The organism is Geodermatophilus chilensis, assembly GCF_002802985.1.
GTDB classification, from domain to species: domain Bacteria; phylum Actinomycetota; class Actinomycetes; order Mycobacteriales; family Geodermatophilaceae; genus Geodermatophilus; species Geodermatophilus chilensis.
Window position 1 is genome coordinate 23963 of the sequence record NZ_NVPT01000004.1, and the last position, 14999, is coordinate 38961.

Here is a 14999-nt window from a genome sequence, read left to right on the forward strand (position 1 = left end):
TGGGCGGGCTGAACGGGTTCAGCTACCCGACCGCCGATGGCGGATCCCGACCCGTCCCACAGGCGTCCGCGCCCGCACGCCGCCCAGTCCCCCGATCACCGCAGACCGAGGAGCGTCCTTGCCCGAGAACCCCCGACCCGCCGCGCGCGGGGCGTCCGCAGACTGGTGGCGTCAGGCCGTCGTCTACCAGGTGTACCCGCGGAGCTTCCGCGACCTCGACGGCGACGGACTGGGCGACATCCGCGGCGTGACCGAGCGGCTGCCCTACCTGCAGCGGCTGGGCGTGGACGCCGTCTGGCTGAGCCCCTTCTACCCCTCCGCCCTCGCCGACGGCGGCTACGACGTCGACGACTACCGCGACGTCGACCCGAAGCTGGGCACCCTGGCCCACGCCGACGAGATGATCGCCCGGGCGCACGAGCTCGGCCTCAGGGTCGTCGTCGACGTCGTCCCCAACCACACCTCGGACCGGCACGCCTGGTTCCGCGAGGCCCTGGCCGCCCCGCCCGGCTCACCCGCCCGGGACCGCTACGTGTTCCGCGACGGGAAGGGCCCCGACGGCAGCCGGCCCCCGTCGGACTGGATGTCGCACTTCGGCGGCCCCGCGTGGACCCGCGTGCCGGACGGCCAGTGGTACCTGCACCTGTTCGCCCGCGAGCAGCCCGACCTCAACTGGGCGAACCCGGAGGTCCGCGAGGACTTCCTGCACACGCTGCGGTTCTGGTCCGACCGCGGTGTCGACGGGTTCCGGGTCGACGTCGCGCACGGGCTGGCCAAGGACCTCGGCGAGCCGCTGCGCGACTACGGCGGTGTCCACCCCGACCCGATGACCCAGCTGCCGCTGGACGGCAGCCACCCGCTGTTCGACCGCGACGAGGTGCACGAGATCTTCCGCGAGTGGCGGAAGGTGCTCGACGGCTACGACCCGCCGCGGTCGGCGGTGGCCGAGGCGTGGGTGGCGACGAGCCGCCGCGTCCTCTACGCCCGGCCCGACGAGCTCGGGCAGGCGTTCAACTTCGAGCTGATGGTCTCGCCGTGGTCGGCCGAGCAGTTCCGGGTGGAGATCGACGCCGCCCTGTCGGCGGCCGCCGTCTGCGGCGCCTCGGCGACCTGGGTGCTGTCCAACCACGACGTCGTCCGGCACCGGTCGCGGTACGCGCTGCCGGCCGGGACCGACCTCGACGCGTGGCTGCGCAGCGGTGGCACACAGCCCGCTCCGGACGACGAGGTCGGGCTGCGTCGCGCCCGGGCGGCGAGCATGCTGCTCCTCGCCCTCCCCGGCTCCGCCTACCTCTACCAGGGCGAGGAGCTGGGACTCCCGGAGGTGGCCGACCTGCCGGCCGACGTGCTCCAGGACCCGATCTGGGAACGGACGGGGCACGCCCAGAAGGGCCGCGACGGCTGCCGGGTGCCGATCCCCTGGACGCGGGAGGGTGCGTCCTTCGGCTTCGGGGACGGCGGCGCGTGGCTGCCGCAGCCGGCGTCGTTCGGCGAGCTGTCCGCGGAGGCCCAGGACGGCACCCCCGGGTCGACGCTGGAGCTCTACCGGGCGGCGCTGCGGCTGCGGCGGGAGCTGCAGGGCGACGAGACGCTGCAGTGGATCGACCACGGGATCCCGGCGACCACCCACGTCCTCCACCTGCGCCGGTCGACCGGCTGGGAGAGCGTCACCAACTTCTCCGACGCCGACGTCGACCTCCCCGCCGGGGAGGTCCTGCTCGCCAGCGGTCCCCTGGGCGAGGGGACCCTGCCCGCCGACACCACGGTCTGGCTGCGCCCGGCCGGCGCCTGACGACGAGCGCCCGTGCCGAGGAGGTGGACACCTCGGCACGGGCGCCGCCCGGGCGCTCCGGCCTCGGTCGCGGATGGCGACCCCGGTCTGCGGGTCGCAGAAGTGGATGCGCTCGGTGTCGACGACGACCTCGCCCTGGTCGCCGGGACGCACCCGGGAGCGCGGCGCGAACGAGGCCACGAACCTGGTCGCCCACGAGGTGTCGGGGCAGACTCGCCCCCGTGAACGGCCGGGTGACCCTTCAGGACGTCGCTGATCGCGCCGGTACGTCACGGACGACGGCCCACTACGTCATGACCGGCCGCGACCAGCAGATGCGCATCTCCGAGGAGGCGCGCTCGCGGGTCCTCCGGGCCGCCGCCGAGCTGCGCTACCGGCCCAACCTCATGGCGCGGGGCCTGCGCACCGCCGTCACCCGGACCATCGCCCTGGTGACCGACTCGATCGCCAGCGAGATCTACGCCGGTGGCCTGGTGTACGGCAGCCTGACCGCGGCGGCGGCTCGCGAGCACCTGCTGTTCGTGGCCGAGAGCGCGCACGACGCGGCGCTGGAGTCCTCGCTGATCGAGGGCCTGCTCGACCGGCGCGTCGACGGCTTCCTGTACGCGACGCTGCACACGCGCGACGTCGAGCTCCCCGAAGCCCTGGCCGGGCAGCGCGTGGTCACCGTCAACTGCCGGGCGACCGACGGGTCGGTGCCGTCGGTGGTCCCGGACGAGGAGGGGGCCGGCCGCTCGGCCGGCCGGGTGCTGCTCGACGCCGGTCACCGGGAGGGGGTCTTCCTCGTGGGCGAGCCGGCGGAGCACCTCTTCGCCGGGCGCGAGCGGCTGCGGGGCCTCGTCGCCGAGCTGGCGGCGGGCGGCACGCAGCTGGCCGGTCGGGTGGACTGCAGCTGGTGGCCGGAGCCGGCCTTCGCCGCCATCTCCGCGTGGCTGGACACCGGGGTGCGGCCGTCGGCGCTCGTGTGCCTCAACGACCGGGTGGCCCTCGGGGCCTACCAGGCCCTCGCCGAGCACGGCCTGCGCGTGCCGGCCGACGTGTCGGTGGTCTCCTTCGACGACAGCGAGCTGGCCTCCTGGCTCCGCCCCTCCCTCACGAGCGTGGCTCTCCCCCACCAGGCGCTCGCCGAGCGCGGGGTCGCGCTGCTGCTCGACGGGCAGCGCGACCCCGTGGAGCACCGGGTGCCGATGCCCCTCCGGCTGCGACCCTCGGTCGCGGCGCCGCGTCCGGCCTGAGCGGGTGTGGTGTGGGCGACCCGGTGGCATAGCGGTGTACGGCTCGGGTAGTGGGCAGCGGATGAGGGCGGCACGTGATAGGGAGTCGGCCCTGCCGAGGACTGGATCCCACAGATGAGCAGCAACAGCACACGCAAGTTCACCAACACGGCGGTCCTGGCCGTCCAGACCGAGGACGCCACCCGGGTGGTCACCTCCGACGACTTCGACGACGCGCTCGAGGCGACCTACCAGCGGGTAGGGCTGCGGCGCGGCCTGCTCGAGCGCCTCGCCGGCATCCGGGAGCGCCGCTGGTGGGCCGACCGCGTCACCTTCGTCGACGGCGCCGCCATGGCCGGCGCCAAGGCGATCAGCGAGAGCGGCGTCGACCCGGCGTCCATCGGGCTGATGGTCAACACCTCGGTGAGCCGCCGGTACCTCGAGCCGTCGACGGCGGTCGCGGTGCACCACGCGCTCGGTCTGCCCCGGTCGTGCCAGAACTTCGACGTGACCAACGCCTGCCTCGGCTTCGTCAACGGCATGGAGCTGGCGGCCGCGATGATCGACTCGGGGATGGTCGACCACGCCCTGGTCGTCAACGGCGAGGACTCCCGGCCGGTGCAGGAGCGCACCGTCGAGCGGCTCAACCGCCCGAACACCGTGTCCAAGGACGTGCTGGCGCAGTTCGCGACCCTGACCCTGGGCTCGGGTGCGGTCGCGATGGTCCTCGGGCGCGCCGACCGGCACCCGGAGGGGCACCGCCTGGTCGGGTCCGCGAGCCGGGCCGGCAGCGAGCACCACGAGCTCTGCCTCGGCGACAACCAGGAGATGCGCACCGACCTGAAGGGCCTCCTGGACGCCGGGCTCGCGCTGTCCGAGGACCTCTGGGCCGACGCCGCGGACGAGTTCGACTGGGCCCGCGGCATGGACCGCTACGTCGTCCACCAGGTCTCCAAGGTGCACACGCAGGCGATGTGCGACCGATTCTCGATCGACCCGGCCCTGGTGCCGACGACGTTCCCGACCCGGGGCAACCTCGGCCCGGCCTCGGTCCCCTTCACGCTGGCCGGCCAGCAGGACTCGCTCGTCGGCGGCGACCGGGTGCTGCTCATGGGGATCGGCTCGGGCCTCAACGCCTCCTGCCTCGAGATCGCCTGGTGAGGGCGGCCGACGCGACGCCCGCCCGGCCGGTGCTCCCGGGGCTGGACCCGGCCTGGTCCCGGCTCCTGACCGTCCCCGACGCCGAGGGCGGCGAGCACTGCTGGCACGTCCTCGACAACGGCGTCGCCGACCCGGTCGGCACGCTGCTGTGCGTCCACGGCAACCCCACCTGGTCCTACCTGTGGCGCCGGCTGCTGGCCGCCGCCCCGCCCGGCTGGCGGGTGGTCGCCCCCGACCAGCTCGGCATGGGCTGGTCCGACCGGCTGACCGGGCCGCGGTCGCTGCAGCAGCGGGTGGCCGACCTCGGCGACCTCACCGCGGCCCTGGGCGTCACCGGCCCGGTGGTCACCGTCGGGCACGACTGGGGCGGGGTCATCTCGCTGGGCTGGGCGCTCGCGCACCGCGACCAGCTGCGGGGCGTCGTCCTGGCCAACACGGCCGTCGCCATGCCCGAGGGCGACCTCGGGCCGGCCCTGATCCGGCTGGCCCACGCGCCCGGCGTGCGGACGGCGGTCACCGTGGGCACCCCGGTGTTCGTCCGGGCGACGACGGCGCTGTCCCGGCCGGCGCTGCCCGCCGACGTCCGGCGCGCCTTCGCCGAGCCCTACCGCTCGCCGGCGCGACGGCGGTCGGTCGGCGACTTCGTCGCGGACATCCCGTTCTCCCCCGGGCACCCGTCCCGCCCGGCGCAGGAGGCGATCGCCGAGGGCATCCGCGCGCTCGACGTCCCGGCGCTGCTGCTGTGGGGCCCGCGCGACCCGGTGTTCGGCGAGCGCTACCTGACCGACCTGCGCAGCCGCCTGCCGCAGGCCCGGCTGCACCGCTACGAGGGCGCCTCGCACCTGCTGCCCGAGGACGCGCCGCAGTACGCCGAGGCCGTGGCCTCGTGGGTGGCCGACCTCGGCACTGGGGACCGCACCCCCGCGCGGCCGGCGGTCCCCGCGGCCGGCCGCCGGCTGTGGTCGGCCCTCGACGAGCGGGCGGACGACGACTCCCCCGCCGTCGTCGAGGTCGGTGGCGCGACGGTCAGCTGGTCGCAGCTGTCCCGGCGGGTGGCCGACCTGGCCGCCGGGCTCGCGGCGAGCGGCGTCCGCCCGGGGCACCGCGTCGCCCTGCTGGTGGAGCCCTCGGTCGACCTCACCGCGACCGTCTACGCCCTGTGGCGGGCCGGGGCCGTCGTCGTCGTCGCCGACAAGGGCCTCGGGCTGGCCGGGATGCGCCGGGCGCTGCGCAGCGCCGCGGTCGACTCCGTCGTCGGCAGCCGGGCGGGCCTGACCGCCGCGCGGCTGATGGGCCTGCCCGGCTCGCGCATCGCCGCGGGCCGGACCGGGCGCGGGCGGGGCGCGGACGCCACGCTCGCCGACCTGGAGGCCCTCGGCCGGTCGGCACCGGCACCCGCCGAGCCGCCGCTGGACGCCGACTGCGCCGTGCTGTTCACCTCGGGGGCGACCGGACCGGCCAAGGGCGTCGTCTACACGCACCGCCAGGCGGCCGCCCAGCTCGAGCTGGTCCGGTCCACCTACGGCCTCACCGCCGACGACCGGTTCGTGGCGGCGTTCGCGCCGTTCGCGATCCTCGGGCCGGCGCTGGGCATCGGGTCGGCGGTGCCCGACGTCGACGTGACCGCGCCCGGCTCGCTGACCGCGGCCGCGCTGGCCGACGCCGCGGCCGCCGTCGACGCGACCGTGGTGTTCGCCTCGCCGGCGGCGCTGCGCCGGGTGGTCGCCACGGCGGCGGACCTCTCCGCGCCGCAGCGCACCGCCCTCGCCCGGGTCCGGCTGCTCATGTCCGCCGGCGCGCCCGTCCCGGCGTCCCTGCTGCGGTCGCTGCAGGCGGTGCTCCCCGCCGCCGACCCGCACACGCCGTACGGGATGACCGAGGTGCTGCCGGTCACCGACACCTCGCTGACCGGCATCGAGGCCGCCGGCAGCGGTGACGGGGTGTGCGTGGGCCGCCCGCTGCCCGGCGTCGACGTGCGGGTCAGCCCGCTGTCCCCCGACGGGCGGGCCGACGGCGAGCTCACCGACCGCCCGGGCGTCCCCGGCGAGGTCTGCGTGCGGGCCGCGCACGTCAAGGACCGCTACGACGCGCTGTGGGCGCTGGAGCGGGCGACGTCCCGCGACGCCGGCTGGCACCGCACCGGCGACGTCGGGCACCTGGACGCGGACGGGCGGCTCTGGATCGAGGGGCGTCTCCAGCACGTCGCCCTCACGGCGTCCGGGCCGGTGACGCCGGTCGGGGTGGAGCAGCGGGTGGAGGCGGTGGACGGCGTGTCGGCCGCCGCGGTGGTCGGCGTGGGGCCCGCCGGGGCGCAGGTCGTCGTGGTGGTCGTCGTGCCGTCGGGACGCCGGGCCCGGCTCGGCGGCCGGGCGGCGCGGCTGCGCCTGGCCGGGACCGAGCTGGCCGACGCCGTCCGGGCGGCCGCCGGCGTCGACGTCGCCGCGGTGCTGGTCACCTCCCGGCTGCCGGTGGACGTCCGGCACCAGTCGAAGGTCGACCGGGGCGAGGTCGCCCGCCGGGCGGCGCGGGTGCTGGCCGGCGCACGGGCCCCGCACCGACCGTGAGGGTGCTGGTCACCGGCGCGAGCGGGATGCTCGGCCGGGCCACGGCCACCGGGCTGCTCGAGCGGGGCGACGAGGTGACGGTGCTGCAGCGCCGTCCCGCCGGCCTGCCGTGCGCGGAGGTGCTGGGGGACGTCGCCGACCCGGACGTCGTCGCGCGCGCCGTCCGGGGGCGGGACGCCGTGCTGCACCTGGCCGCGAAGGTCGACGTCACCGGCCCGTGGGCCGAGTACGCACACGCCAACGTCGCCGGGACCCGCACCGTCCTCGACGCCTGCCGGGCCGCGGGCGTCGGCCGGCTGGTGCACGTCTCCTCCCCGTCGGTGGCGCACGCGGGGACGGCGCTGACCGGGGTCGGTGCCGGACCCGCCGACCCCGCGCGGGCCCGCGGCCGCTACTCGCGCTCCAAGGCCGTGGCCGAGCAGGACGCGCTGGCCGCGGACTCCCCCGCGCTGGCCGTGCTGGCCGTCCGCCCGCACCTGGTGTGGGGCCCGGGCGACACCCAGCTCGTCGGGCGCATCGTCGAGCGGGCGCGGGCCGGTCGGCTGCCGGTGATCGGGTCGGGCGTGGCGCTCATCGACACCACCTACGTCGACAACGCCGCCGCGGCCCTGGTCGCCGCCGTGGACGCGTGCGGACCGGTGCACGGTGAGGCGCTGGTCGTCTCCAACGGGGAGCCGCGCCCGGTCGCCGAGGTGCTCGACCGGCTGTGCCGGGCGGCCGGGGTCCCGGGGCCGCGCGGCCGGGTGCCCTTCGGCGTGGCCTGGGTCGCCGGCGCGGCCGCGGAGGCGGTCTGGGCGGGGACGCGCCGGCGGTCGATCCCCCCGCTCACCCGCTTCCTGGCCGAGCAGCTGGCGACCGCCCACTGGTTCGACCAGCGCCGGACGCGGGCCGCCCTGGGCTGGCGGCCCGAGGTGGGTCTGGACGAGGGGTTCGCCCGCCTGCGCGCCTGGTACCTCGGGGGCGACGCTCCGTCCTCCGCCTGACCGGCCCGCAGCCGCCGGCGGGGGCCGGCCTCGGGTCGGGCTGGAGCTCGATCGTCGGGCCTCAGCGCGGGCGTCCGGACGACGGACCCAGGACGTGCGCGACCGCTCCGCGTGCCCCCAACCGGGCCACCAGCCCGGCCGCGTGCAGGTACGCACGCCGGAAGCGCTCGTCGTCGGCGAGGTCCCCGAAGACGTCGCCGAGCCCCAGGACGGCCGCGGGGTCCTCCCGCCAGTGCCGCAGGAGCGGGGCCATCCGGTCGAGGCGGGCGTCGACCACCGCGATCGGCTCGCCCCGCTCGTCGACGCCCGTGGCGTAGCGGGCCCAGGCGGCCACGGTGAGGACGGCGACGTCGATCGGTCCGCCGCGGCGCAGCTGCTCCCGCACGACGGGCAGAACGAACGTGGCGATGCGCTCGGAGCCCTCGGCGCAGTTCCGGGCCAGGGAGTCGCTGACCGCCGGGTTGGCGAAGCGGTCGAGGAGGACCCGGCGGTAGCCGTCGAGGTCCGTGCCGGGGACCGGGGGCAGCGTGGGGGTGGCCTCCTCGCGCAGGTACCGGTCGACCAGCTCGACGAAGAGCGGGTCGGCCATCACCTCGTCGACCCGGCGGTGGCCGGCGAGGTAGCCGAGGTGGGACAGCACCTGGTGGCCGGCGTTGAGCAGCCGCAGCTTCACCAGCTCGTAGGGGCGCACGTCGGCCACCAGCTGGACGCCCACCTCCTCGAGGGGCGGGCGCGCGTCGCTGAAGGAGTCCTCCAGCACCCACTGCAGGTAGGGCTCGGCCACGACCGGCCACCGGTCCGCGATCCCGGTCTCCTCGGCCAGCCGACGGCGGTCGTCGTCGGTCGTGACGGGCGTGATCCGGTCGACCATCGAGCTGGGGAAGGCGACGTGCGCGGCGATCCAGTCGGCGAGGTCGTCCCCAGTCCGCGCGTCCTGCAGGCGGGCGACCGCCACCAGGGTCTGCCGCGTGAGGGCCCCGTTGTGCTCGACGTTGTCGCAGGAGACCACCGTGAAGGGCGGCGTCCCGTCGTCCCGACGCCGGCGCAGCGCCGCGGTGAGCAGGCCGAACGCCGTGCGCGGACGCTCGGCGGCGAGGTCGGCGCGCAGGGCGTCGTCCAGCCGGAACCGCCCGGTCGACTTGTCGGTGCTGTACCCGCCCTCGGTGACGGTCATGGTCACCAGGTGGGTCGACGGCGCCGCCATGGCGGCCACGACGGCGTCCGGGTCGTCGTCCACCAGCAGCAGGCGCAGCAGCGAGCCGACGACGGCCGGCTCGATCGCCCCGGTCGGGTGCTTGAGCACGAGGGTGTACAGGCCGTCCTGGGAGCGCAGCGCCTCGTGCAGCCCGCGGTCGGCGGCGAGGACCCCCACGCCGGTGATGCCCCAGTCCCCGTGCCCCCGGGCGAGCAGCCGGTCGAAGTAGACGGCCTGGTGCGAGCGGTGGAAGCCGCCGACGCCCAGGTGGACGACGCCGCTCCGGGCCGCGGCACGGTCGTAGGCCGGTCGCTGCACCTGCCCGGGCAGCGCGTCCAGCGTCGACTGACGCAGGGGTGTGACGGTCACGGCCCGCTGACACCCCGGCGCCGTGCCCGCGCAGCCTCGGCCAGCTCGGCCAGCACCACCTCGGTCGTCCCGAGGTCGACGCAGGCGTCGGTGACGCTCACGCCGTACTCCAGCCTCTCGGGGTGCCGGCGGTCGAGGTCCTGCCTCCCGGCGACGAGGTTGCTCTCCACCATCACGCCCCGGATCGCCCACTCGCCGGCGGCGACCTGCCCGGCCAGGTCCCGCACGACGTGGACCTGGCGCCGGTGGTCCTTCTCGCTGTTGCCGTGGGAGGCGTCGACGACGACCACCTCCGGCAGACCGCGCTGCGCCAGCTTCCGCTTGGTCTCGGCGATGTGGGCGGCGGAGTAGTTGGGGCCGTCCTTGTCACCGCGCAGGATGACGTGGCCGGTGTCGTTGCCCGTCGTCGACAGCTGGGCGCTCACGCCGTGGTGGTCGACACCCAGGAACTCGTGCGGAGCGCGCGCGGTCAGCACGGCCGAGATGGCGGCGTCGATGCTGCCCTCCGGGGAGTTCTTGAAGCCGACGACGGAGGAGAAGCCCGACACCCGCTCCCGGGCGGTCTGGTCGGTGACGTTGCGCGCGCCGACGCCGTTGTAGGTGACCAGTCCGTTGACGTACTGCGGGGTGAGCGCGTTCAGCGGCTCGGCCGCCACCGGCACGCCCATGGCCGTGATGCGGCACATGAGCAACCGGGTCGCGACGAGTCCGACGCTGATGTGGCTCGATCCGTCGAGGAACGGGTCGTAGGCGAACCCCTTCCAGTCGACCTCGGTCCTCGGCTTCTCGGTGTACGTCCGCATGAGGATCTCCAGGTCGTCGCCGTGGCGCTCCCGCATCCGGCCGAGGAAGGCGGCGTACTCCAGGGCGGCTTCCGGGTCGTGGATCGAGCACGGGCCGGCGATGACGGCCAGGCGGTCGTCGACACCCGTGACGATGTCGGTCATGGCACGACGCGCGGCCCGCGTCGTCGCGGCGGACGCGGCCGACAGCGGGGCGACGGTGGCGACCGCTGCCGGAGTCACGACGACGCTCAAGCCGGTGATCCGGGCATTCACGAGGTCGGAGAGGTCGACGTCGTTCGCTCGTTCGACGCCCAATCGCTGCTGGACGTCGGGCAGGAGTTCCGCGAGCGCAGCATCGATCTGGCCGTTCACCCGGGTCTGGACGTCGAGCAGGTGGTCGGCGATCCGCGTCGCGACATCCAGGATCCGGTCAGCCGGAATGGGGAGCTCCTCCGTCGTCACAATGCTCACGTCCTCGATGGGCGCTCGGGCGGCTCTGGCCCGGAACAGGATCGCTCTCGACTTTGCGGGCCGCAGGGACCTGATCCCTGCGGCCCTCGTAGCCGCCGTCGGCAAGCCAACCACAGGCAGTCCCACGGGCAGGTCGCGGAGCGGCGTGGAGCCCGGCCTGGCCTCACGGTCATGCGTGCTGTGCAGATCACCCGCTTCGGCGGCCGCGACGTGCTCGGACTTCGTCGACATCCCGCAGCCGGAGGCCAGGCCGGGGCAGAAGCTCCACGACGTCCCGACGGCGGGGCTCAACTACGCCGACACGCTTCCCGCATGCGGGCGGCGACCACACAGGAACGGCGGGGTTCCCTCCCGCCGTCCGCACTGAGCAGCGATTCGAGCACCCTCAGCTGCCGCTCGGGAACGGCTTCTTCGACGCGAACGTTCCTGGACACCCTCGTCAGCGCGTCGTCACGAGCCCGTGCGTGCCGCGACAGGTCAGATCTTGACTGGTTCAAGGACAACCGTGAAGCTGAACCCGTGCCGGACGCCGCAGACCTCGAGCGCGCACTCCGCGCGGTGGGTCTGCGGGTCACCCGCCCGCGACTGGCGGTGCTGGACGCCGTCCACGCGAACCCGCACGTCGACACGGAGGCGCTGATCGGCGCCGCCCGCGCACGCCTGGGCGCGGTGTCGCACCAGGCGGTGTACGACGTGCTGCAGGTCCTGACCGACCGGGGCCTGGTGCGGCGCATCCAGCCGCAGGGCTCGGTGGCACGCTACGAGGCGCGGGTCGGCGACAACCACCACCACCTGGTCTGCCGATCCTGCGGTGCCATCAGCGACGTCGACTGCGCCACCGGCGAGCCTCCCTGCCTCTCCCCCGCGGGCGGTGAGGGCTTCGTCGTCGACGAGGCCGAGGTCATCTACTGGGGTCGGTGCCGGTCGTGCGCGGCGGGTCGGGCCACCTCTTCGAACGCCGACCGTTCCCCACCACAGAGAGGTGCCCCGTGAGCGAGTACGACCAAAAAGAGCTCGACAAGGCCCGGACCCAGAGCACCAGCGAGAGCGAGAACCCGGCGATCCCCTCGCCGACCGCGGCCACCGACCAGCGCCCCCGTGGCAACAGGGACTGGTGGCCCAACCAGGTCGACCTGTCGGTGCTGAACAAGCCCTCGAGGGACTCCGACCCGCTCGGTGAGGACTTCGACTACCGAGCCGAGTTCGCCAAGCTCGACGTCGAGGAGCTCAAGCGCGACGTCGTCCAGGTGATGCGCACCTCGCAGGACTGGTGGCCGGCCGACTGGGGTCACTACGGGCCCCTGTTCATCCGCATGTCCTGGCACGCGGCCGGCACCTACCGGATCGCCGACGGCCGCGGTGGCGGTGGCGACGGCGCGCAGCGCTTCGCCCCGCTCAACAGCTGGCCGGACAACGCCAACCTGGACAAGGCCCGCCGCCTGCTGCTGCCGATCAAGCAGAAGTACGGCCGCAAGATCTCCTGGGCCGACCTGCTCGTGCTCGCCGGCAACGTCGCGCACGACGACATGGGTCTGAAGACCTTCGGCTTCGCCTTCGGCCGCGAGGACGTCTGGCAGCCCGAGGAGGTCTTCTGGGGCCCGGAGGACACCTGGCTCGGTGACGAGCGGTACAGCGGGGACACCCCCCTCGATCTCGAGGAGGGCCACCTCGCGGCGGTCACCATGGGCCTGATCTACGTCAACCCGGAGGGCCCGCAGGGCCGGCCCGACCCGCTCGCCTCGGCCCACGACATCCGCGTGACCTTCAGCCGGATGGGGATGAACGACGAGGAGACCGTCGCGCTGATCGCCGGCGGGCACACGTTCGGCAAGACGCACGGCGCCGGCAACCCCGAGCTCGTCGGTCCGGAGCCGGAGGGGTGCCCGGTGCACGGCAACGGCCTCGGGTGGATCAGCCAGCACGGCACGGGCAAGGGCGCCGACACGATCACCAGCGGTCTCGAGGGCGCCTGGACGCCGACGCCGACGACGTGGGACAACACCTACTTCCAGATGCTCTTCAGCTACGAGTGGGAGCTCACCCAGAGCCCCGCCGGCGCGAAGCAGTGGAAGCCGAAGAACCCCGAAGCGCAGGAGCTCGTCCCCGACGCGCACATCGAGGGCAAGAAGAACCCGCCGATGATGGCGACGACCGACCTGGCGCTCATGGCCGACCCCGGCTTCCGGCAGATCTCCGAGCGGTTCTACAACGACCCGGAGTACTTCGCCGACCAGTACGCCCGCGCCTGGTTCAAGCTGCTGCACCGTGACATGGGCCCGAAGAGCCGCTACCTCGGCCCGGACGTGCCGGACGAGGAGCTCATCTGGCAGGACCCGGTCCCGGCGGTCGACCACGAGCTGGTCGGCGAGGCCGAGATCTCCGACCTCAAGCAGCGTCTGCTCTCCTCCGGGCTGACCGTCCCCCAGCTCGTGCACACGGCGTGGTCGGCCGCCGCGTCGTTCCGAGGCACCGACGAGCGCGGCGGGGCCAACGGCGCGCGGCTGCGGCTCGAACCGCAGATCGGCTGGGCGGTCAACGAGGGTGTCCGGGACGTCCTGCCCGTGCTCGAGCAGGTGAAGAGCGAGTTCGAGTCGCAGACCGGGAAGAAGGTGTCGCTCGCCGACCTCATCGTCCTGGGCGGCACGGCGGCGGTGGAGAAGGCCGCGGCCGACGCCGGCGTGCAGGTGACCGTGCCCTTCACGCCCGGCCGCACCGACGCCTCGCAGGAGCAGACCGACGTCGAGAACTTCCGCTGGCTCGAGCCGCGGGCCGACGGCTTCCGCAACTGGATCGCGCCGGGCAGCAAGCTCGCCCCCGAGACGCTGCTGGTCGACCGCGCCTACATGCTCGAGCTGACCGCCCGGGAGATGACGGTCCTGCTCGGCGGGCTCCGGGTGCTCGGCGCCAACACCGGCGGCGTGACGCACGGCGTCTTCACCGACCGGCCCGGCGTGCTGTCGCAGGACTTCTTCCGCAATCTGCTCGACCTGGGCATCTCGTGGCGCACCTCGGTCGAGACCGAGGATGTCTACGAGGGCCTGGACGCCGACGGGAACGTCGTCCGCACCGCGACCGCGGCCGACCTCGTGTTCAACTCGAACTCGATCCTCCGCGGCATCGTCGAGGTGTACTCCTCCGACGACGCCCAGGAGAAGTTCGTGCGGGACTTCGCGGACGCCTGGGTGAAGGTCATGGAGCTCGACCGCTTCGACCTGCGGTAGGCAGGGCCTGTCCGGATGCCCCGGCCCGGACCGCGCGGGCCGGGGCATCCGCTCGCCGGGCGGGGCCATTCAGCGCATCAGCGGCACGGGCGGGGACATACGGACCGCGACGTGCCGGTGGCTCCGGGGTGGGACGTCCTCCATCGGCCCCCACTGTCGGGACCGGACACCCCGGTGACGGTCGGCGCGGTCGGTCGCCCGGCTCCCTGATCGCGCTCCGCGGGCGAAGTCCTAGCCTCCACTGCATGCGCGCTGTGCAGATCACCCGCTTCGGCGGCCCCGAGGTCCTCGACGTCGTCGACATCCCCGAGCCGGAGGTCGGTCCGGGCCAGAAGGTCTACGACGTCTCGACAGCAGGGATCAACTTCGCCGACACGCACCAGATCGAGAACAGCTACCTCGCCGCCCAGCAGCTGCCGCTGGTGCCCGGCGCGGAGTTCGTGGGGACGCCGACCGGCGGCGGGCCGCGGGTGGTCGGCCTGCTCGACGGCGGCGGCTACGCGGAGAAGGTCGTCGCGCACCCGCGGCTGACCTGGCAGGTGCCCGACGGCGTTCTCGACGAGCAGGCGTTGGCCGTCGTCCTGCAGGGCTCGACCGCCTACCACCTGCTGCGCACCAGCGCGCACCTGGCCGCCGGGGAGACCGTCGTCGTGATCGCCGGGGCCGGCGGTGTCGGGTCGCTGGCCGTGCAGCTGGCCCGCCGCTGGGGTGCCGGCCGGGTGATCGCCACCGCGTCCAGCCCGGAGAAGCGGGCGCTCACCGAGGAGCTCGGCGCCGACGCCTCCGTCGACCCGGCCCTGGCCGACGACGACCCCAAGGCCTTCACCGCTGCGCTGCGCGAGGCCAACGGCGGCCGGCCGGTGGACGTCGTCCTGGAGATGACCGGCGGGAACGTCTTCGCCGGCTCGCTGGCCGCGCTGGCTCCGTTCGGCCGGGCGGTCACCTACGGGATGGCCGCCCGCCAGGAGACCGCCGCCGTCCCGCCGGGGATGCTGCTGCAGAAGAGCCGCGCGGTCGTCGGCTTCTGGCTGGCGCACTGCATGGCCCGGCCCGCGATGCTCGACGACGCCATGACCGAGCTGCTGGCCCTGGTGGCCGACGGCGCGCTGCGCCCCGTCGTCGGCGGCCGCTATCCGCTGTCCGCCGTCCGCGAGGCGCACCAGGACCTGCTCGCCCGCCGCACCACCGGCAAGCTCGTCCTCGACCCCAGCCGTTGAGCGCCGCCGGCGGCGGTCCCCGCGGGG

The 14999-nt window shown here is 74.7% G+C and carries 10 protein-coding genes; 8 read left to right on the forward strand and 2 right to left on the reverse strand.

The annotated features are described in order from the left end of the window. Positions 1 to 118 precede the first annotated feature (118 nt). The 5 genes from CNO22_RS01290 to CNO22_RS01310 all read left to right on the forward strand — a co-directional run bounded on the left by CNO22_RS01290 (position 119) and on the right by CNO22_RS01310 (position 7714). Positions 119 to 1792, forward strand: a complete 1674-nt coding sequence (locus CNO22_RS01290) for a glycoside hydrolase family 13 protein (protein ID WP_100497555.1) — start codon at positions 119 to 121, stop codon at positions 1790 to 1792. Between the two features lie 221 nt (positions 1793 to 2013). Further along, positions 2014 to 3027 carry a LacI family DNA-binding transcriptional regulator gene (locus tag CNO22_RS01295; protein ID WP_198588034.1) on the forward strand — a complete coding sequence of 338 codons (1014 nt, stop codon included), beginning with the start codon at positions 2014 to 2016 and terminating at the stop codon, positions 3025 to 3027. 114 nt (positions 3028 to 3141) lie between these two features. Continuing rightward, positions 3142 to 4167: a 3-oxoacyl-ACP synthase III gene (locus tag CNO22_RS01300; RefSeq protein ID WP_100497556.1), complete on the forward strand. Its 1026-nt coding sequence runs from the start codon at positions 3142 to 3144 to the stop codon at positions 4165 to 4167. Then, positions 4164 to 6731 carry an alpha/beta fold hydrolase gene (locus CNO22_RS01305; RefSeq protein WP_232806707.1) on the forward strand — a complete coding sequence of 856 codons (2568 nt, stop codon included), beginning with the start codon at positions 4164 to 4166 and terminating at the stop codon, positions 6729 to 6731. The genes CNO22_RS01300 and CNO22_RS01305 overlap by 4 nt, the downstream gene beginning before the upstream one ends. Beyond that, entirely contained in the window at positions 6728 to 7714 is a 987-nt protein-coding gene (locus CNO22_RS01310; RefSeq protein WP_100497557.1) for an NAD-dependent epimerase/dehydratase family protein, read from the forward strand. The genes CNO22_RS01305 and CNO22_RS01310 overlap by 4 nt, the downstream gene beginning before the upstream one ends. Before the next feature lie 61 nt (positions 7715 to 7775). Here CNO22_RS01310 and CNO22_RS01315 read toward each other — a convergent pair whose 3' ends face one another. Further along, entirely contained in the window at positions 7776 to 9278 is a 1503-nt protein-coding gene (locus tag CNO22_RS01315; RefSeq protein ID WP_100497558.1) for a mannitol dehydrogenase family protein, read from the reverse strand. Beyond that, positions 9275 to 10525 carry a 3-deoxy-7-phosphoheptulonate synthase gene (locus tag CNO22_RS01320; protein ID WP_232806708.1) on the reverse strand — a complete coding sequence of 417 codons (1251 nt, stop codon included), beginning with the start codon at positions 10523 to 10525 and terminating at the stop codon, positions 9275 to 9277. Before CNO22_RS01320 ends, CNO22_RS01315 begins: the two co-directional genes overlap by 4 nt. A 528-nt stretch (positions 10526 to 11053) precedes the next feature. Between CNO22_RS01320 and CNO22_RS01330 the strand changes: the two genes are divergently transcribed. The 3 genes from CNO22_RS01330 to CNO22_RS01340 all read left to right on the forward strand — a co-directional run bounded on the left by CNO22_RS01330 (position 11054) and on the right by CNO22_RS01340 (position 14972). Further along, on the forward strand, positions 11054 to 11527 hold the full coding sequence (locus tag CNO22_RS01330; protein WP_232806709.1) for a Fur family transcriptional regulator: 474 nt from the start codon (positions 11054 to 11056) through the stop codon (positions 11525 to 11527). Continuing rightward, on the forward strand, positions 11524 to 13755 hold the full coding sequence (gene katG / locus CNO22_RS01335) for a catalase/peroxidase HPI (protein ID WP_100497560.1): 2232 nt from the start codon (positions 11524 to 11526) through the stop codon (positions 13753 to 13755). The genes CNO22_RS01330 and katG overlap by 4 nt, the downstream gene beginning before the upstream one ends. A 245-nt stretch (positions 13756 to 14000) precedes the next feature. Continuing rightward, on the forward strand, positions 14001 to 14972 hold the full coding sequence (locus tag CNO22_RS01340; protein ID WP_100497561.1) for a quinone oxidoreductase family protein: 972 nt from the start codon (positions 14001 to 14003) through the stop codon (positions 14970 to 14972). The last annotated feature ends 27 nt before the right edge of the window (positions 14973 to 14999 follow it).